We start from the raw sequence: 17,240 nt of genomic DNA on the forward strand, positions 1-17,240 counted from the left end.
GCTCTCTCTTCGGGTCTGAACTGCCCGTGCGCCAATCAACGCCGCCACGACCCATGCGGCAACTCCACATCCCGCTGTGCCGCAGCCAATCCTTCCAGCATGCCGGCTCGATCGAGCGGAATGCAATACACCGGCTTGGCGCGCTCGAAGCGCCAACTGTCCGCCAGCGCGCCGGCATCGACGGGATCGAAACCGAACTGATCCAGCAGTTCGCTCGCGACGCGTTTGGCCGATTCATCGTCACCGGCAAACGGCAGCGCGCGACGTTTCGGCGTATGCGGCGCTGAGCCATCGGTTTCGAGGTCCCTCGCCAGAATCGCGTTAAAGGCTTTCACCACGCGAGCGCCCGGCAAGGCGGCGGCGAGCATCTGGCTGGTGGTCGTGGCGTGGCTGGCGAGCGCCTCGATCTGGCCGTCGCGCTCGGGATAATGATTGCAGGTGTCGATTACGATCTTGCCGTCGAGCGCCACCGCCGGCAGCGCGTCGATGCTGCTGAACGGCACGGCGAGCACCACCACTTCGCCGAACCTCGCCGCCTCCTGCGCCGTGCCGAGCGCGCAACCGAGCGCCGCAGCCGTGCTGATCAAGGTCCGCGGATCGCGGGAATTGCTGATCATGACTTCGTGACCGTTCTGCTTCGCCAAAGTCGCCATCGCGCGGCCGATAAAGCCGGCGCCGAGAATACCTATCTTCATGTTTCACACTCCATGCATGTCCGGGGTTCGCTCCGTCGAGCCCACGCTCGCCGGTGAGAACCACTATGATTCAAATCTCAAACCGGATAAACATGCACAATTCGACGGCTGTCGAAAGCAGGAATAGGGAATCATGGATCGACTGACCAGCATGGCAATCTTCGTCAAAACGGCCGACAGCGGATCGTTCGCCGCGGCGGCGCTCGCCTTTGGCATTTCGTCGCAGATGGCCGGCAAGCACGTGAGCACGCTCGAAGAGCGCGTCGGCGCCCGCTTGCTGAACCGCACCACGCGCCGCCAGAGCCTCACCGAAATCGGCCAGATCTTCTACGAGCGCTGCAAGGCGCTGCTCGCCGACGCGGCGGCAGCGGAGTCGGTCGCTCAGGAACTGTCGGCCTCGCCGCGCGGACGCCTGCGCATAACCGCGCCCGTCACGTTCGGCGCCTGCTGTCTCGCACCGCTGATCGCGCGCTATCTGAAAGCGCATCCCGAGGTGCGCGTCGAGTTGACATTGACGGACCGTTTCGTCGATCTGATCGATGAGGGTTACGAGGCCGCGATCCGCCTTGGCGCGCTGTCGGATTCGTCGTTGATCGCGCGGCCGTTGATGCCGTACCGGCTGGTCGCGTGCGCCTCGCCCGGCTATCTGGCGGAACGCGGCGAACCGCGCACGCCGCGGGAACTGACGGCCCACGAGTGTCTGAGCTTCGCCTACACGAGCATGCCGGCCGATACCGCATGGCGTTTCGCCGATGCACAAGGCGAACAGGCGGTGCCGATTGCCGGCCGCTTCGAGGCCAACGACGTCAAGGCGCTGCTGGCCGCCGCGCTCAACGGCGGCGGCGTGATGCTCGCTCCCGAAGTCGCGGTCAAGGACGAACTCGCGGCAGGCCGCCTCGTGCGCCTGCTGACCGGCTACGAGGCGACCGCGCGGCCGATGCATCTGGTATTCCCCGCCAGCCGCGTCACGCCGAAGTTGCGTGCGTTCATCGACCAGGTCGTCGCCGAATTCGGCCCGCACAATGCGTGAACCAGGCGTGAAGATCCCGCGAACATCGCGCGACCGAGCCGCACGGAAATGCTCACCACGCGCCCATGACAAGCCGCCAATCTCGCCGCATTGCCCGCTAGAATGGCCGCCTTTGCCCGCTTCGGGCTCGCCACAAGGCAAAATACGGGTTTTGCGCGCGCCAGCCGCGCCGCGCATCCCGGTAAATCAGACGCCGTCGGCACGCATGCCGACGGCCTTAGCAAACTCGCACGACGACCGCCCGCTCAAGCCCGACGCGGCTCCAGCGGCCGGCCGCGTGCGGCGCAGCCAGGACAGCTCGTCCTCTAACAGAGCATCTCAGGAGCATTTATGACCGATTCGAACCCATCCTTCCTCGGCAGGATTTCGCTGGCCGTGGGCACGTTCTTCCGCATCCTCGGCGATGGCCAATTCGCCGCCGAAGTCCTGCGCCTGCGTGACGGCGGCGTCGCCACCAGCGCCGCGCCCGCCCCGGCTCCCACGCCGGCGCCTGCACCCGCGCCGCAACCCGCACCCGTCCTGAAGGAAGCAAGCCCCGACGCTGCCTTGCAACTGCTCGGCCTGCTGCAACGCGACGCGCGCTTCATCGACTTCGTCGAGGAAGACATCAAGAGCTATAGCGACGCCGATATCGGCGCGGCCGCGCGCCTCGTGCACGACGGTTGCCGCGCGACGCTGCGGGAGCACTTCACGATCCGCCCGGTGCGCGATGAAGCCGAAGGCAGCCGCGTCACGCTGGCCGAAGGTTTCGACGCGGCCTCGATTCGCCTGACCGGCAATGTGGTCGGTCGCGCGCCGTTCAACGGCAGCATCAGCCATCGCGGCTGGCGCATCGACGAAGTGCGTCTGCCGAAGCTCGCGGACAGCCACAACGCGAAAGTGATCGCACCGGCCGAGGTGGAGCTATGAGCGACGCACGCCAATCACGCTACGCCATCGGCATCGACCTGGGCACCACGCACTGCGCGCTGTCCTATGTGGACACGAGCGCCAGCGACGGCGAAAAGACCTCGCAAGGCGTGCTGCCGATCGCGCAGCTCACGGGCCCCGGCGCGATCGACAACCTCGATCTGCTGCCCTCCTTCCTCTATCTGCCGCACCCGGACGAACTCGCCTCGGGCGACCTCTATCTGCCGTGGACCGGCCAGCGCGAATTCGCGGTCGGTGAATTCGCCCGCAGCCGCGGCGCGGCCACGCCGATCCGGCTCGTGACGAGCGCGAAGAGCTGGCTGTGCCATCCGGGCGTCGACCGGCGCGCGGCGATTCTGCCCAACGACGCGCCGCCCGAAGTCGCGCGCGTCTCGCCGCTCGAAAGCTCGGTGCGTTATCTGACGCACTTGCGCGAAGCCTGGGACCACGCGCATCCCGACGCGCCGTTCAGCGAGCAGGACATCACGGTGACGATCCCCGCATCGTTCGATCCGGCCGCGCGCGAACTGACCGCCGAAGCCGCCGAGGCCGCGGGCTTCGGCCGCATGACGCTGCTCGAAGAACCGCAGGCCGCGCTGTATAGCTGGATCCAGAAGAGCGGCGGCGACTGGCGCAAGCAGGTCAAGATCGGCGACATCATCCTCGTGGTCGATGTGGGCGGCGGCACGACCGACCTCTCGCTGATCGCCGTGATCGAGCGCGAAGGCAATCTCGAACTGCATCGCGTCGCGGTCGGCGAACACATTCTGCTCGGCGGCGACAACATGGACCTCGCGCTCGCGCACGTGGTCGCGCGCAAGCTGGCCGCGGCAGGCACCCAGGCCGACGCGTGGCAGTTGCGCGCCCTCACCTACGCGTGCCGCTCGGCCAAGGAAACGCTGCTCAGCGATCCGGCCACCGATACCGTGCCGCTCGTCGTGCCGAGCCGCGGCTCGAAGCTGATCGGCGGCTCGATCCGCACCGAACTCACGCGCGCCGAACTGACCCAGACGATTCTCGAAGGCTTCTTCCCGCAGGTGGACAGCGCCGCGCGTCCCGTAAGCCGCGCGCGCGCCGGTCTGACGCAGCTCGGTCTGCCGTATGCGCAGGACGCAGGTATCACGCGTCATCTCGCCGCGTTCCTCGGCCGTCAAGTGGGCGCGCTCGCGGAACTGGCGGGAACGAGCGGCATCGCGGCTGCTGAGAATGCGAGCTTCCTGCATCCCACGGCGGTGCTGTTCAACGGCGGTGTGTTCAAGTCGCCGCTGCTGGTCGAACGCATCATGGGCACGCTGAACAACTGGCTCGCCGCGGAAGGCGCGGCGCCGGCGCGGCTGCTCGAAGGCGCCGATCTCGATCTCGCCGTGGCGCGTGGCGCCGCCTATTACGGCTACGTGCGACGCGGCCGCGGCGTGCGGATTCGCGGCGGCACGGCGCGCGCGTACTACATCGCGATCGAATCGGCGATGCCCGCCGTGCCCGGTCTCGAACCGCCGATCCAGGCGCTGTGCGTCGCGCCCTTCGGCATGGAGGAAGGCACCGAGGCCGAGCTGCCCGCGCAGGAATTCGGGCTGGTGGTCGGCGAGCCGGTGCACTTCCGTTTCTTCGGGTCGTCGGTGCGCCGTCAGGATCAGGTCGGCACGCTGCTCGACTTCTGGGGTCCCGAGGAATTGCAGGAACTCGAGGAGATTCAGGCGACATTGCCCGCCTCCGGCCGCAACGCCGGTGAAGTCGTGCCGGTGAAGCTGCACGCGCGCGTCACCGAAGCAGGCACGCTCGAACTCGAAGCCGTGCCGCGCGGCACCGACGAGCGCTGGAAGGTCGAGTTCGACGTGCGCGGCAACGCGAATGCATGACTGAGATGAAGCGGTACAGCGTCGGTATCGATCTCGGCACCAGCAACACGGTGCTCGCCTATGCGGAGGCGGGATCGCCGGGTGGGTCGCCGCTTATCCATGTCTTCGAGATCGAGCAACTGGTGAGCCCCGGCGAGGTGGCCGCGCGGCCGCTTCTGCCCTCGGTGCGCTATCAGGCCGCGCAAGGCGAACTGAACCCCGGCGATCTGCAATTGCCGTGGTCCGGCGTCGCTCAGGGCGGCGCGCGCAAGGATGCACAGCAGGACGCGCAGCAGGACACACCGCCGGTCGTGATCGGCCGGCTCGCGCGCGTGCTGGGCGCTCAGGTGCCGGGCCGGCTGGTGTCGAGCGCGAAGAGCTGGCTCTCGCACGCGTCGGTGGATCGCACCGCGCCGATCCTGCCGTGGGGCGCCGCCGACGACGTCCGCAAAGTCTCGCCGGTCGAAGCCAGCGCGAGCTACCTCGCGCACGTGCGCGCGGCCTGGAATCAGCGTTTTCCAGACGCGCCGCTCGAACGCCAGGACGTGGTACTGACAGTGCCGGCATCGTTCGACGAAGGCGCGCGAGCCTTGACCGTGGAAGCCGCCCGCATGGCCGGCTTGCCCACTTTGAAGCTGCTGGAAGAGCCGCAAGCGGCCTTCTACGACTGGCTGTTTCATCATCGCGAGCGGCTCGCAAGCGAACTCGCGGACACGCGTCTAGTGCTCATCTGCGACGTCGGCGGCGGCACTACCGACCTCACGTTGATCGAAGTCGGCCTGCGCGACGGCGAGCCGCAGCTCACGCGCATCGGCGTGGGCAATCATCTGATGCTGGGCGGCGACAACATGGATCTGGCGCTCGCGCATCTGGTGGAAGCGCGGCTGCCGGGCGGCTCGAATCAGCCGGGCGAGCGCGCGCGTCTGTCGGCGGCGAGCCTGTCGCAGCTGGTCGAGCGTTGCCGCAACGCCAAGGAACAACTGCTCGGCGCGCAGGCGCCCGACTCCACGTCGATCACACTGCTGGGTGCGGGCTCGAAGCTGATAGGCGGCGCGCGCACGGCGCAAGTCACGCGCGACGAGGTCGAGCGGATCATCATCGATGGTTTCTTTCCGGCGGTGGCGTCGCATGAACGGCCTGGCCGGCCGCGTGGCGCGATCGTCGAATTCGGCCTGCCCTATGCGACCGATGCCGCGGTCACGCGTCATATCGCGGCGTTTTTGAACCGCTTCGCGGCGCAGTCACGCAAGGCGCTGGGCGTCGTCGAGCCCTCCGGTTCATCGGACGAAGCAACCTTGCCCGTGCCCGACACGTTGCTGCTGAACGGCGGCGTGTTCCGCGCCGAAGCGCTTACGCAACGTCTGGCCAGCACCTTAGGCACGTGGCGCGGCGAAGCGCTCAACGTGCTGCACAACGACAATCCCGACGTCGCCGTGGCGCGCGGCGCGGTCGCCTATTCGCTCGCGCGCGCGGGCAACGCGCCGAAGATCGGCGGCGGCTCGCCGCGCAGCTATTTCCTCGTGCTCGACGAAACCGGCGACGGCAAGCCCGATGCCGAACCCGTGCAACGTGGCATCTGCCTGCTGCCGCGCGGTACGGAAGAAGGCCACGAGATTCTGATCGCGGATCGCACCTTCGCACTGCGGCTCGGGCATCCGGTGCGGTTTCACCTTGTCTCGTCGAGCGCGGATACGGTGTATCGACCCGGCGAATTGATCGATCTCGCCGGCGGCGATTTCGTCCGCCTGCCGCCGATCGCGACCATCGTGCAGCCGCGCGGCGCGAAGAGCGCGCGTGAAACCGCGGTGCAGATCGCGACCTCGCTCACCGAAGTGGGCACGCTCGAGGTCCACTGCATCGAACTGGACGATCCCACGCAGCGCTGGCTGCTGGAATTCCAGCTACGCCGCGAACACGCGCAAGTGAACCTCACCGACGATGCCGCGCAGTCCCGCAATCCTGCGCTCGATCAGGCAATCGACCACATCGACCGCTGCTTCGGCTCGCGCGCGCAGAAAGTCGATCCGAAAGAAGTCAAACGTCTGCGCTCGCAGCTCGAACAATTGCTCGGCCCGCGCGAAAGCTGGAACAGCGCGTTGCTGCGCGAACTGTTCGGCGCGCTGTGGGAACGCGCGCGCCGCCGGCGCCGCTCGGCGGATCACGAGCGTCTCTGGCTGAATCTGGCCGGCTATTGCGTGCGGCCCGGCTTCGGCTATCCGCTCGACGAATGGCGCGTCGAACAACTCTGGTCGCTGTTCGACGACGGCATCCAGTACGTCAACGAAAGCCAGGTCTGGTCGGAATGGTGGACGCTCTGGCGCCGCGCCGCCGGCGGCCTCGACGAGAGCGCGCAGCTGCGCGTGCTCGACGCGATGACGTATCTGCAAGGCGCCGCGCTTGCGCGTCACAAGCTGCCGTTCGACGTGGCGAAGACCGGCTTCACCGACATGGTTCGCTTGAGTGCATCGCTCGAACGGATTCCCGTGGAGCGCAAGATCGAACTCGGCGAGTCGGTGCTGACGCGTTTAAAGAAACCCGCTGAGAATCATCAAAGCTGGTGGGCGGTCGGCCGTATCGGCGCGCGGCGGCCGTTCTATGGGAGCGCGCATAGCGTCGTGCCGCCGGAGATTGCCGGTGCATGGCTCAACGCGATCCTCGCGCTCGACTGGAAGAAGGTCGATCCCGCTGCGTTCGCCGCCGTGCAGATCGCTCGCATGACCGGCGACCGTTCGCGCGACTTGCCCGAAGACTTGCGTCTTGCGGTAGTGCGCCGCCTCGAAGCGGCCAACGCGCCGCGCGCGTGGATCACCATGGTGAGCGAGAGCGTCGAGCTCGATAACGCCGACGAAGGCCGCGTGTTCGGCGAGTCGCTGCCGGCAGGACTGAAGCTGATCGCGAGCTGATGCTGGCGCGGCTAGGGCAACTTGAAATTCAGCACCGCCTCCGCCGCAAGCTTGTGCTGGCGATCCGTAAGACTCTCCGCGAGCAGATCGCGGAAGATCAGCAGCGTGTCGGCGCCGTGCTGCTCACGAAATTCGTTCAGGACTTCAGCGATGGCGGCCTGTTGTGTCGCCGGCGTCAACGTGCTGGCAATGTACGAACTGCCGCGCGCCAACTCCATCATGTAGGTGGATCTGCAAAGCGCTTTCTCTGTCTCTCGAGCGGATTTTCGTCCGTTACGCATCGTTGTTTTTCTCGGTTGTTTTTCGTTGCGTGTGCAACCAGCGGCTCTCTTCCGTTGGCGAGGCGAAGCGTTCTCATGCTCTGGCCCAACGCAACCGTCTCCTACTATCTGAACAGTTCAAGCTTAAGAGAACCTTATGCGTAACGGATAAAACCTCACGCAGACGCACGCTTGAGAGACGCAATCCGTTAGCCTGGTGAATATCGGAATGTTTTGCTGAATACGCCTTGGACTTTCACCCCTCACATGCAAAAAAGGCCGGAAAAACCGGCCTTTTTAGCTGATGACTCGATGCTTGCCTTGGCGTGCTACACCTGCGCCATGCCACCGTCGACAGCCATTTCGATCCCCGTGATGTAACTCGCGTCGTCCGAGGCGAGGAACGAGACGGCCTTGGCGATCTCATCCGGTTCGCCCACGCGGCCAAGCGGCGTCGTTTCGCTGGTCTGCTGGGCGAAGGCGGCGATCTGCTCGTCGTTCATTCCCAGTTCGGATTTGTAGGCCGGCGTCACCACCACGCCGGGCGCCACCACGTTGACGCGAATTCCGCGGCCCTTCAGATCGGTCGCCCATGTACGCGCGAACGAGCGCAGCGCGGCCTTGGTCGCTGCATACACGCCGAAGGCCGGCATGCCTTTGCTTCCGGCAATCGAGCCCGTGATGACGATCGCGCTGCCCGGACGCATCAACGGCAAGGCTTTCTGTACCGTGAACAGCGTACCTTTCACGTTGATGCCGAAGTACTTGTCGAACTGCGCCTCGGTGATCGCGCCGAGCGGCGAGAACTCGCCGCCGCCCGCATTCGCGAACAGAATGTCGAGCCGGTCGTGAGCGGCCTGCACCGTGTTGAACATGCGATCGAGATCCTCGGCTGACGAGATGTCCGCGCGAATCCCGATTGCGCCGTGGCCGATGCGCTCCACCGCTTCGTCGAGTTCGGCCTGACGCCGGCCGGTGATGTAGACCGTCGCGCCTTCCAGAGCGAAGCGCGTTGCGGCGGCCAGGCCGATGCCGCTGCTGCCGCCCGTCACCAGCACGATCTTGCCGGCGTGTTTGCGGGAATTGACGTTTTCAAGTGTGGACGTGTTCATGATCTGCTCCTAAGTGTGTGAGGGTCGGTTGACCTTGGAGAGAAGCTTATTTCATGCACGCATAGAGATAAATAGGTATTCTGTGACTTCTTTATCCACCTACGTGGATAATTATCGGGAGACGGAGTTCGCATGGATCATTTGCAGGCCATCCGCATATTCGCGCGTGTGGTGGAAACCGGAGGCTTTGGCCGGGCGGCGCAGTCGCTGCAGATGCCGAACGCCACCGTCAGCAAGTGGGTCAAGTCGCTCGAAGATCATCTGGGCGTGAAACTGCTCGAACGCAGCACGCGCAGCGTCAGCGTCACGACGGACGGCACCGCGTATTACGAGCGCACGCGGCATTTGCTGAGTGAGCTCGACGATATCGAGGCGACCTTGGGCCGCGACCGCGCGAATCCGCGCGGCGTGCTGCGGGTCGACAGCGGCGGCTCGACCGCAAGCGGCATTCTGATTCCCGCGCTGCCCGAATTCTGCGCGCGTTACCCGGATATTCAGGTGCGCCTGAGCGTGACGGACCGGACCGCCGATCTGATCGCGGAGAACATCGACTGCGCGATTCGCAGCACGGCCGACGACCCAAATCTGGTGACGCAGGCCATCGGCACGCTGCGCTGGACCACGTGTGCGAGCCCGGCGTATCTGGCCGAACATGGCACGCCGCTGCATCCGCGCGAGATCGTCGATGATAAGCACGCGGTGGCCGGCTATTTTTCAGCGAGCAGCGGACTCGCGCCGCCCTTGCATTTCCTCAGGGACGGCGAGCGCATCGTGCTCGACAAGGTCCGCAATACGGTGATGGTGAGCGAGAGCAATGCGCATCTGGCCACTGCGCTGGCGGGACTCGGCATCGTTCATACGCTGGATTTCATGGTGCGGCCGGCCGTGGCGCGCGGCGAGCTCGTGCCGATTCTCACTGACTGGCGGCCGGACCCGCTGCAGGTCTATCTGGCCTATCCGCCGAGCCGCCGTTACAGCACCAAACTCCGCGTGTTCGCCGACTGGGTGAGCCGGCTTTACGCGGAGCTTGAGACTGCCTGAATGCAGAGGCGCGCTACGCCATCGTCACCTGGTTTCGACCGCCATGTTTCGATCGATACAGCGCGCGATCCGCGCTCGCGAAACCCTCGCGATGCGCCGGCCGGGAAGTTTCGCTGATGCGCGTCAACGACGCGCCCACGCTCACCGTCACCCTGCCGAGCGGCGACGCGCGATGTTCGATCGCCAGATCCGCCACGCCCTGACGTAACGTGTCGAGCGTGTCTTCGAGCGCCGCGTACTCCGCGTGCAGCACCAGCAGGCCGAACTCCTCGCCGCCCATGCGCCCGACGATGATGCGTTCGCCATCGGCCGCGGCCTGCATCACCGAGGCCACCTTGCGCAGACACTGGTCGCCCGCCTGGTGGCCGTAGGTGTCGTTGTATTGCTTGAACCAGTCCACGTCGACCACGACCGATCCCATCACGTCGCCGTCCCGCGCCTCTTTCCAGCGGCGCGCGATGCTCTCCAGCAGGAAACGCCGGTTGTAAAGCTGCGTCAGCGGATCGATCGCGGTGGCCGTGCGCATCTTCAGGTCGTTCTCGATCATCGCGCGCAGGTGGTAGAACACGCCGCGCTGGCCCGCGTCGAGTCGGCCGGGCGCCGGGTCCATCGCGCACAACGCGCCGACGATCTCGCCATTGGGCGCGCGCAGCGCGATGGCCGCGTAGAAACGCACGAACGGATGCCGCTGCACGAGCATGCATTCGCCGAAACGGGTGTCGTCGTGCGCGTCCTCGATCACGAACAGTTCCGCGTCGCGCACCGCATAGTCGGCGAGCGAACGGGCCCGCGTGACGAGCGGCATCGCCATGCCGACCTCGGCGCGATAATGCTGGTACTCCTCGTCGAGCAGCGTGATCGCGGTGATCGCCGCGCCGGTCACGCTCTTGAGAATCTCCGCCGCGTGAGTGAAGCATTCGCGCATCACCTGATCGTCGTGCAACAGCCATTCAATCACCGACGACTCCACCTCGGGTTCAGCGGCGGCGGACGAATCGAACTGCATGCGGCTGGACAGACGGTCGTTACTGAAGGCGAGTTGCACGGCTGGGTCCCGGAATGTGATTAGCTCGTGTCAACGGCACAATCGCGCGAAACTTGAGCAGCCGCGAAACCTTGTCGGCGCGCAAGCTACGCATGGCGGCGCGGATCGGCGCGTGGCGCCAGGAAGTACAATTCACCGGCCGGACACGCGGCCCCTGCGTTTTGCTCAGGAAACAGGCAGCGCGGCCTTTTCAACAGACAATTGCACACGCTTTCGCCGCGCGCATTTCGCATCTCATGATCAATCTATTTCAGGCCATGCAGGCGTTCGTCAAGGTCGCCGACGCGGGCAGCTTCGCGCAGGCCGCGGAGCAACTCGGCGTCTCGACCTCGGTGGTCACGCGCCACGTGTCGAGCCTTGAAAAGCATCTCGGCATCCGCCTGTTCCAGCGGACCACGCGCAAGGTCGTGCTGACCGAAGCCGGCGCCGAATATGGCGACGGCTGCCGCCTGCTGATGGCCGAACTCGAAGAAGTCGAATCGCGCGCCACCACGGCTTCGAAGGAAGTCGCGGGCGATCTGCGCATCGTGGCGCTGGGCAGCTTTTCGCTGTTTCGCCTCACGCCGCTGTTCGCGGAGTATCAGGCCAAGTTTCCGCGTGTGAATCTGCGGGTTACGTTAACGGAGAAACGCGTGGATCTACTCGAAGGCGGTTTCGATGTGGGGATCGTGACCGAGCATATGATCCGCTCGGAGTCGCTGGTGGTGCGCCGGCTGATCAACTCGCACGCGGTGCCGGTGGCGTCGGCTGCTTACCTTGCGCAGGCCGGCCATCCGAAAACGCCCGCCGACCTCGCGCGGCATCGCGTGATCACCGCGCCACTCGACACCAGTCCGCAGACCTGGGTGTTCGACAACGGCGACGGCGGCGAAGACAGCATCGCGCTCGATGCGTCGTTCACCGTCAACAGCATGATCATGCAGAAACAGGCGGCGCTCGGCGCGATGGGCATTGCGCTGCTGCCGCTGGAGATGGTCGATGACGAATTGCGCGCGGGCACGCTGATGCGGATTCTCGAGGATCATGCCGTGCTCAACGGCGACGTGGCGGTGTCGCTCGTGTATCCGAGCCGGGAGTTCGTGCCGCGCAAGATCCGCGAGTTTATCGATCTGGCGGTGGGGTTTTTCGAGTGATTCTGTAGAGAGAGGCGTCTTAGCTCCCCCTCCCGATCAAGGCCGCTCGCCTCGCGCCAGCCGCGCTTCGATGTCGTACACCACCGGCATCAGATCCGCGACGCTGTCGATCACGTAGTGCGCGCCCGCCGCCTTCAGTTTCTCGGTCGCCGCCTTGCGACGCCACGCGAATTCGTGGGGCGCCAGCGCCTTGACGTCGTTCTCGGCCATGCCGAAAGCGTTGCCGCTCACCGCGACGCCGACCGCCCACGTGCCGCCGTTGATGCCCTCTTCGATGCCGACTTCGGTATCGTCCACCTTGATCGCATCTTTCGCGCGCCACACGCCCAGTTCCGGCAACGTCTTGTAGATCATGTACGGCGAGGGCCGCCCTTCCGGCGTATCGCCGGTGCACACGATGCTGTCCGGCGAGAACCCCTGCGCAGCCGCGCCCGGTACGATCTCGGCCATGATCTCGCGCGTATAGCCGGTGGTCGTGCCGATCCGGATGTCGTCGCTGCGCAGCGCGCTCGCCACGTCGGCCACGCCGGGAATCACCGAGCTGTAGCTTGCCGCCACGGCGATGTTCTTCGGCACGAACACGTCGTAGACGGCATCGATATCCGCTTCGCCCGGCGCGTGGCCGTACTTGTCGGCCCACGCCTGCGCGACGCGCGGCAACGCCATCAACGCCGCGATATGCGGGCGCTTGGCCATGCCCATCGGGCCGCGCGCTTCATCGATCGTGATCGACACGCCGAACTGTTCGAAGGTCTCGACGAAGGCGCCCATCGGCGCCAGCGACCCGTAATCGACCACTGTGCCGGCCCAATCGAAAATCACTGCTTTTACGTGTTTCATCTGTTTCGATCCCAAGGAATTTCCCAAGCTCGCGCGGTGCGCCCGAGCTTCGTGCTTCAGGCCGCGTCGGCCAGTCTCTTGCGCTCGTCGAGCGCGGCCGCCGGCGGAGCGGCGTGCTCGACGCCCATCGTCCTGAGCGCGTTGCCGCACGCGGCCACGACGCGGCGCATTACGTCCTCGTCCACCTGACCGATGCAGCCGATCCGGAAGCTGTCCACCACCGTCAATTTGCCCGGATAGATGATGAAACCCTGCTGCTTCATCAATTCATAGAATTGCTCGAAGCTGAACGACGGATGCGCCGGCGCGAAGAACGTCACGATGATCGGCGAGCGCCAGCGCGCGTTCAGCAGCGGCTCGAAGCCGAGTTCGTGCATGCCGGCCACCAGCACGTCGCGATTGTTCGCATAGCGCGCGAGACGTCCGGCCTGCCCGCCTTCGAGCTTGTGCAGGCGCAGCGCCTCGATAAACGCGGCGACCGTGTGCGTGGGCGGCGTGAAGCGCCACTGGCCGGTGCGGTTCATCACGTCCCATTGATCATGCACGTCGAGCGCGAGCGAGTGACTGCGGCCCTTCGCTTCCTGCAACGCGCTCTTGCGGGCGATCACGAAGCCGAAACCCGGCACGCCCTCGATACATTTATTCGCCGACGACACGAAGGCCTCGCAGGCAATCTCGCGCACGTCGAGCGGCACCGCGCCGAAGGCGCTCATCGAATCGATCAGCAGCTTGCGGCCCTTCTTCGCGGTGGCGGCGGCGATTTCTTCGAGTGGGTTCAGAATCCCCGAGCTGGTTTCGCAGTGCACCGCGACCACGTGCGTGATACGTGAATCGGCGTCCAGCATGTGCTCGATTTCAGCGCCGCGCGGCGGCAGGTAGTCGCCCTTGTCGAGCAGCGTATAGGCGCGGCCGAGATAACCGAGCGTGGTCGCGATGCGCTTGCCGTACGCGCCGTTGGCCAGCACGAGCGCATGGCCGTCACGTGGAATCAGGCTGCCGAGCATCGCTTCGACGCAATAGCTGCCGCTGCCTTGCAGCGGCACGCAGTCGTAGTCGCCCGCTGTGTCGCCGGCAATCTCCAGCAAGCTGCTACGCAACAGCGCTGTCATTGCGCGGAAATCGCCGTCCCACGAACCCCAGTCGCGCAGCATCGCTTCCTTGGTCGAGAACGCCGTGGTGAGCGGCCCGGGCGTCAGCAGATACGGCTCGCCCTTGGCCGGTGCCGCGCACGTGACGGCGGAAGATCCTGCGGCGTTCACGGCTGGGGAACGGTCGATCACGCTGTCCATGTTCGGAATCTCCGATATCGCTGGTTTGGTGAATGACACAGTACAGAAACGCGTGCCATCGGTAAAATCGATATAATTGATGTGGGTATCGTAATAACTTATAGGTCGGCGAGGCACACGTGCAATACGCGCAATTGCGGGCGTTTCATGCGGTCGCGGAACATGGCGGGTTTTCCAAAGCGGCGCAGGCGCTCTCGCTCACGCAGCCGGCCGTGTCGGATCACGTGCGGCGGCTGGAACAGGATTACGGCGTCAAACTGTTCGAACGCGGGCCGCGCGGCGTCGAGACTACCGAGCTTGGCCTGCGCCTCTTCAGCGTGACAAGGCAGATGCTTAGTTGCGAGCGTGACGCTAGGCAATTGCTCGAATCGGCGGGCGGGCTCGAATCCGGCTCGCTGTCGCTGGCCGCGGACGCGCCCGACCTGGCGGTCGCGCTGATCGGCGCGTTTCGCAAGCTGCATCCGGGCATCGTCGTGACGCTGTCCATCGCCAACGCCGCGGACTGCATGCAGCGCGTGCTCTCCAGTGTCGTCGACGCGGCCATTACCGCCGCGCCGCAAGTGCACAGCCGGCTGGAGGCGCGCGTATTGCGGCGCGATCCGCTGGTGGCGATGGTGCCGGCGAGCTATCCGGTGGCGAAGAAACGCAAGCTGAGCTACGCCGAACTGGTGCAGCAGCCGATGATTTTCCGCGAATCGCAATCGGTCACGCAGCAGTTGCTCGAAATCGAACTGGTGCGCGAGTCGCTGCAAGTGGAACCGGTGATGTACGTGGACGGCCGCGAGGCGCTCGAAGAAGCAGTCGCGCAAGGCATGGGTGTCGGCGTCATCGCGCGCGCCGAATTCAACGAATCGCGGCGGATCAGGATGATTCCGCTACAGGACTGCCGGGTGCAGATGATCGAATCGCTGACGCGGCTCGCCGAGCGGCCGGGGTCGAATCTGCTGGACGCGTTGTTCGCGGTGGAGTTAGGAAAGCCCGTCGCGGCATCAAACGACAAGCCAGTTCCCGCTGCTCCGGCTGAGTGAAACGACAAGCCGCCCGGCAGGCGATGCCTGCGGGCGGCTTGTCTTGCTCTTGTTGCGATTGTGGCGCGGCGCTATGCGGCCACGCTACATCCCTTCACGCCGAACCGCTTAACGCGAGCCGCCGCTAGCGATCAGGCTTTCACCAGTCAGCCAGCGTGCGTCGTCGGAAGCGAGGAACGCGACCACATCGGCGATATCGTCAGGCTGGCCGATACGGCCGAGCGGCGTTGTGCTGACGGCCCACGTTTCGAAGTCGGAGCCGAGGATGCCGCCGGCGTGCGTGCCTTCGGTTGCGACCATGCCGGGGTTCACCGAATTGACGCGGATCTTGCGCGGGCCAAGCTCACGTGCCAGCACGCCGGTGATGCCGTCGACAGCGCCCTTCGTGGCGGTATAGACTGCGCTGCCCGGCGGCGTGATGCGGCTCACCACCGAACTGATATTGACGATGCTCGCGCCTTCGCCGAGATGCTTGACCGCTGCCTGCGTGGTCAACAGCAGACCCAGCACGTTCACGTTGAAGTGCTTATGGAAATGCTCTTCGGTGATCTCTTCGATCGGCGCGAACTCATACACGCCCGAGTTGTTGACGAGAATGTCGAGACGGCCATACGTTTCCACCGCCGTATCGATGATGCCTTGCGCGTCCGCGGCTTTGGACACGTCGCCCGCGACGGCCACGGCCTTGCCGCCGGCAGCGGTGATCGCCTCGACCACGCTTTCCGCGCCGGCCTTGCTCGACGCGTAGTTCACCACCACTGAAGCGCCTTGCGCAGCCAATGCCTTGGCGATTGCCGCGCCGATACCTTTCGATGCACCGGTTACGACTGCAACTTTACCTGTGAGCTTGCTCATGATCGATTCCTATAGATGGGATTGGCGCCGACGCTGTCGCGACGATTCGCGGGCAGCGGTGGAAATGCACTGGCGCTCACACTGGTGACAATGTAGTTACGTCGGCCGCGCGGATAAAGCGGCTGAAGGCGAATAGATACGTCGGTTGAGACGAACAATCGGAAGACAGGTGACGCGGATGGCCCGAAGGCTCGATGCGACCGGCGGTGCAACCCGCCAGTGCGAATGGGAAAGCACGAGTAAGCACGCACATAAGAGCCAACAGTACTTCCCCCTGTCAGTGTAGGCGGTTCGAAGCGTCGGCGTTTCTATAAAACAGCCTTGGCCCGCCGCCCGCCCGTATCAGCCGCACGCTCCTCCACCGCGAGCGCGATGAACGCGCGCGTCGCCGCGTTCCGGTACGCGCCTTTGCGCAATAGCAGCGCGGCCGTACGCTGCGGCAGAGCCGGCTCTAACTGCACGAGAAACAGTTCGCTCTGCTCGCGCGCGATCGCGGCGGGCAGCAGCGTGGCGAGCGCACTGCGGCGCACGATCTGGACGATCGCGCCAATCGAATTCACCTCCATCGCGATGCGCGGCGACACGCCATGCAGCTTGCAATAACGATCGATGTACTGACGCGTTGCGAACTCTTCGTTGAGCAGAACGAGCGCTTCGTTCTGGAACTGGCTCAGCTTTAACGCGGAACGACGCTTCGCATACGGATGCGCTTTGCCGACCACCATCGCCAGCGCTTCGACGAATAGGGTTTGCGTCTCGATGTCCGGCGTGTTCGTGTCGTCGAATGCGATGCCGACGTCGAGCGCGTCTTCGCTCAGCAACGCTTCCATCCGGTCCTGCGGCATTTCGAGGATGTTCAGCGTGATGTTCGGATAGCGGCGGTTGTACTTCTCCAGAAGCGGGCCGATCAGGTAGGCCGTGAAGGTCGGTGTCATCGCAAGACGCAGCGAGCCGCGGCTCAACTCCTCCACGTCGTGTATCGCCCGCTTGCCCGCCTCGAGGTCTTGCAGCGCGCGCTGAGCGTAATGCACATAGGCGGTGCCGGCATCGGTCAGCTGGATCGTGCGGCCGGACCGGTCGAGCAACTGCACTCGCAAGGTGTCTTCCAGCTGCTTGATCTGTTGCGACAGCGTCGGCTGCGACACGTGCAGCGCCTCGGCCGCGCGCGTGAAATTGCGGTGCTCGGCGACTGCAAGAAAGTAACGGATGTGCCTGAGTAGCATGGCGTCCTCTCGAACTATTGGTGTTTCCTATCGAGAGAATAA

General features: G+C 65.2%; 15 protein-coding genes. 7 read left to right on the forward strand and 8 right to left on the reverse strand.

Annotation, left to right across the window (positions count from 1 at the left end; translation table 11 throughout):
- Positions 1–35 precede the first annotated feature (35 nt).
- A complete protein-coding gene (locus BPHYT_RS10565; protein ID WP_012433131.1) occupies positions 36–695 on the reverse strand; it encodes an NADPH-dependent F420 reductase in 660 nt (219 codons plus the stop codon).
- 133 nt (positions 696–828) lie between these two features.
- On the opposite strand from BPHYT_RS10565, the gene BPHYT_RS10570 reads away from it, so the two are divergent.
- The 4 genes from BPHYT_RS10570 to BPHYT_RS10585 all read left to right on the forward strand — a co-directional run bounded on the left by BPHYT_RS10570 (position 829) and on the right by BPHYT_RS10585 (position 7,372).
- Positions 829–1,725: a LysR family transcriptional regulator gene (locus BPHYT_RS10570; RefSeq protein WP_012433132.1), complete on the forward strand. Its 897-nt coding sequence runs from the start codon at positions 829–831 to the stop codon at positions 1,723–1,725.
- A gap of 330 nt (positions 1,726–2,055) precedes the next feature.
- The gene (locus BPHYT_RS10575; RefSeq protein WP_012433133.1) at positions 2,056–2,634 is read left to right on the forward strand and encodes a DUF2760 domain-containing protein; all 579 of its coding nucleotides are present in this window, start codon (positions 2,056–2,058) and stop codon (positions 2,632–2,634) included.
- Entirely contained in the window at positions 2,631–4,490 is a 1,860-nt protein-coding gene (locus BPHYT_RS10580; RefSeq protein WP_012433134.1) for an Hsp70 family protein, read from the forward strand. Before BPHYT_RS10575 ends, BPHYT_RS10580 begins: the two co-directional genes overlap by 4 nt.
- Complete coding sequence (locus BPHYT_RS10585) at positions 4,487–7,372, forward strand: Hsp70 family protein (protein WP_012433135.1); 2,886 nt, start codon at positions 4,487–4,489, stop codon at positions 7,370–7,372. The genes BPHYT_RS10580 and BPHYT_RS10585 overlap by 4 nt, the downstream gene beginning before the upstream one ends.
- An 11-nt stretch (positions 7,373–7,383) precedes the next feature.
- Here BPHYT_RS10585 and BPHYT_RS10590 read toward each other — a convergent pair whose 3' ends face one another.
- Together BPHYT_RS10590 and BPHYT_RS10595 are read right to left on the reverse strand one after the other, a co-directional pair.
- Entirely contained in the window at positions 7,384–7,593 is a 210-nt protein-coding gene (locus BPHYT_RS10590; RefSeq protein WP_012433136.1) for a hypothetical protein, read from the reverse strand.
- A 368-nt stretch (positions 7,594–7,961) separates the two neighbouring features.
- Complete coding sequence (locus tag BPHYT_RS10595; protein WP_012433137.1) at positions 7,962–8,744, reverse strand: glucose 1-dehydrogenase; 783 nt, start codon at positions 8,742–8,744, stop codon at positions 7,962–7,964.
- A gap of 132 nt (positions 8,745–8,876) precedes the next feature.
- Here BPHYT_RS10595 and BPHYT_RS10600 point away from each other — a divergent pair, with 132 nt between their 5' ends.
- The gene (locus tag BPHYT_RS10600; protein ID WP_012433138.1) at positions 8,877–9,785 is read left to right on the forward strand and encodes a LysR family transcriptional regulator; all 909 of its coding nucleotides are present in this window, start codon (positions 8,877–8,879) and stop codon (positions 9,783–9,785) included.
- Positions 9,786–9,798: 13 nt separating this feature from the next.
- Here the strand turns inward: BPHYT_RS10600 and BPHYT_RS10605 are convergent, their stop codons facing one another.
- The gene (locus BPHYT_RS10605) at positions 9,799–10,830 is read right to left on the reverse strand and encodes a sensor domain-containing diguanylate cyclase (protein WP_012433139.1); all 1,032 of its coding nucleotides are present in this window, start codon (positions 10,828–10,830) and stop codon (positions 9,799–9,801) included.
- A 236-nt stretch (positions 10,831–11,066) separates the two neighbouring features.
- On the opposite strand from BPHYT_RS10605, the gene BPHYT_RS10610 reads away from it, so the two are divergent.
- On the forward strand, positions 11,067–11,963 hold the full coding sequence (locus tag BPHYT_RS10610; protein ID WP_012433140.1) for a LysR family transcriptional regulator: 897 nt from the start codon (positions 11,067–11,069) through the stop codon (positions 11,961–11,963).
- A 36-nt stretch (positions 11,964–11,999) separates the two neighbouring features.
- On the opposite strand, the gene phnX is transcribed toward BPHYT_RS10610, so the two are convergent.
- A complete protein-coding gene (gene phnX, locus BPHYT_RS10615; RefSeq protein WP_012433141.1) occupies positions 12,000–12,803 on the reverse strand; it encodes a phosphonoacetaldehyde hydrolase in 804 nt (267 codons plus the stop codon).
- Between the two features lie 56 nt (positions 12,804–12,859).
- Entirely contained in the window at positions 12,860–14,092 is a 1,233-nt protein-coding gene (locus tag BPHYT_RS10620; protein ID WP_012433142.1) for a 2-aminoethylphosphonate--pyruvate transaminase, read from the reverse strand.
- A gap of 119 nt (positions 14,093–14,211) precedes the next feature.
- On the opposite strand from BPHYT_RS10620, the gene BPHYT_RS10625 reads away from it, so the two are divergent.
- On the forward strand, positions 14,212–15,120 hold the full coding sequence (locus BPHYT_RS10625; protein ID WP_012433143.1) for a LysR substrate-binding domain-containing protein: 909 nt from the start codon (positions 14,212–14,214) through the stop codon (positions 15,118–15,120).
- 108 nt (positions 15,121–15,228) lie between these two features.
- Here the strand turns inward: BPHYT_RS10625 and BPHYT_RS10630 are convergent, their stop codons facing one another.
- Both BPHYT_RS10630 and cynR read right to left on the reverse strand, forming a co-directional pair.
- Positions 15,229–15,975 (reverse strand): glucose 1-dehydrogenase, encoded by a 747-nt coding sequence (locus tag BPHYT_RS10630; protein WP_012433144.1) that lies wholly within the window; start codon positions 15,973–15,975, stop codon positions 15,229–15,231.
- A 308-nt stretch (positions 15,976–16,283) separates the two neighbouring features.
- Positions 16,284–17,198 (reverse strand): transcriptional regulator CynR, encoded by a 915-nt coding sequence (gene cynR / locus BPHYT_RS10635; RefSeq protein ID WP_012433145.1) that lies wholly within the window; start codon positions 17,196–17,198, stop codon positions 16,284–16,286.
- Positions 17,199–17,240 lie beyond the last annotated feature (42 nt).

Origin of the sequence: Paraburkholderia phytofirmans PsJN, assembly GCF_000020125.1 — a bacterium.
Taxonomy (GTDB): domain Bacteria; phylum Pseudomonadota; class Gammaproteobacteria; order Burkholderiales; family Burkholderiaceae; genus Paraburkholderia; species Paraburkholderia phytofirmans.

Coding starts and splice junctions, on each gene's coding strand:
- BPHYT_RS10565 (WP_012433131.1), bottom strand. CDS start 695: ATGAAGATAGGTATTCTCGGCGCCGGCTTTATCGGCCGCGCGATGGCG.
- BPHYT_RS10570 (WP_012433132.1), top strand. CDS start 829: ATGGATCGACTGACCAGCATGGCAATCTTCGTCAAAACGGCCGACAGC.
- BPHYT_RS10575 (WP_012433133.1), top strand. CDS start 2,056: ATGACCGATTCGAACCCATCCTTCCTCGGCAGGATTTCGCTGGCCGTG.
- BPHYT_RS10580 (WP_012433134.1), top strand. CDS start 2,631: ATGAGCGACGCACGCCAATCACGCTACGCCATCGGCATCGACCTGGGC.
- BPHYT_RS10585 (WP_012433135.1), top strand. CDS start 4,487: ATGACTGAGATGAAGCGGTACAGCGTCGGTATCGATCTCGGCACCAGC.
- BPHYT_RS10590 (WP_012433136.1), bottom strand. CDS start 7,593: ATGATGGAGTTGGCGCGCGGCAGTTCGTACATTGCCAGCACGTTGACG.
- BPHYT_RS10595 (WP_012433137.1), bottom strand. CDS start 8,744: ATGAACACGTCCACACTTGAAAACGTCAATTCCCGCAAACACGCCGGC.
- BPHYT_RS10600 (WP_012433138.1), top strand. CDS start 8,877: ATGGATCATTTGCAGGCCATCCGCATATTCGCGCGTGTGGTGGAAACC.
- BPHYT_RS10610 (WP_012433140.1), top strand. CDS start 11,067: ATGATCAATCTATTTCAGGCCATGCAGGCGTTCGTCAAGGTCGCCGAC.
- phnX (WP_012433141.1), bottom strand. CDS start 12,803: ATGAAACACGTAAAAGCAGTGATTTTCGATTGGGCCGGCACAGTGGTC.
- BPHYT_RS10620 (WP_012433142.1), bottom strand. CDS start 14,092: ATGGACAGCGTGATCGACCGTTCCCCAGCCGTGAACGCCGCAGGATCT.
- BPHYT_RS10630 (WP_012433144.1), bottom strand. CDS start 15,975: ATGAGCAAGCTCACAGGTAAAGTTGCAGTCGTAACCGGTGCATCGAAA.
- cynR (WP_012433145.1), bottom strand. CDS start 17,198: ATGCTACTCAGGCACATCCGTTACTTTCTTGCAGTCGCCGAGCACCGC.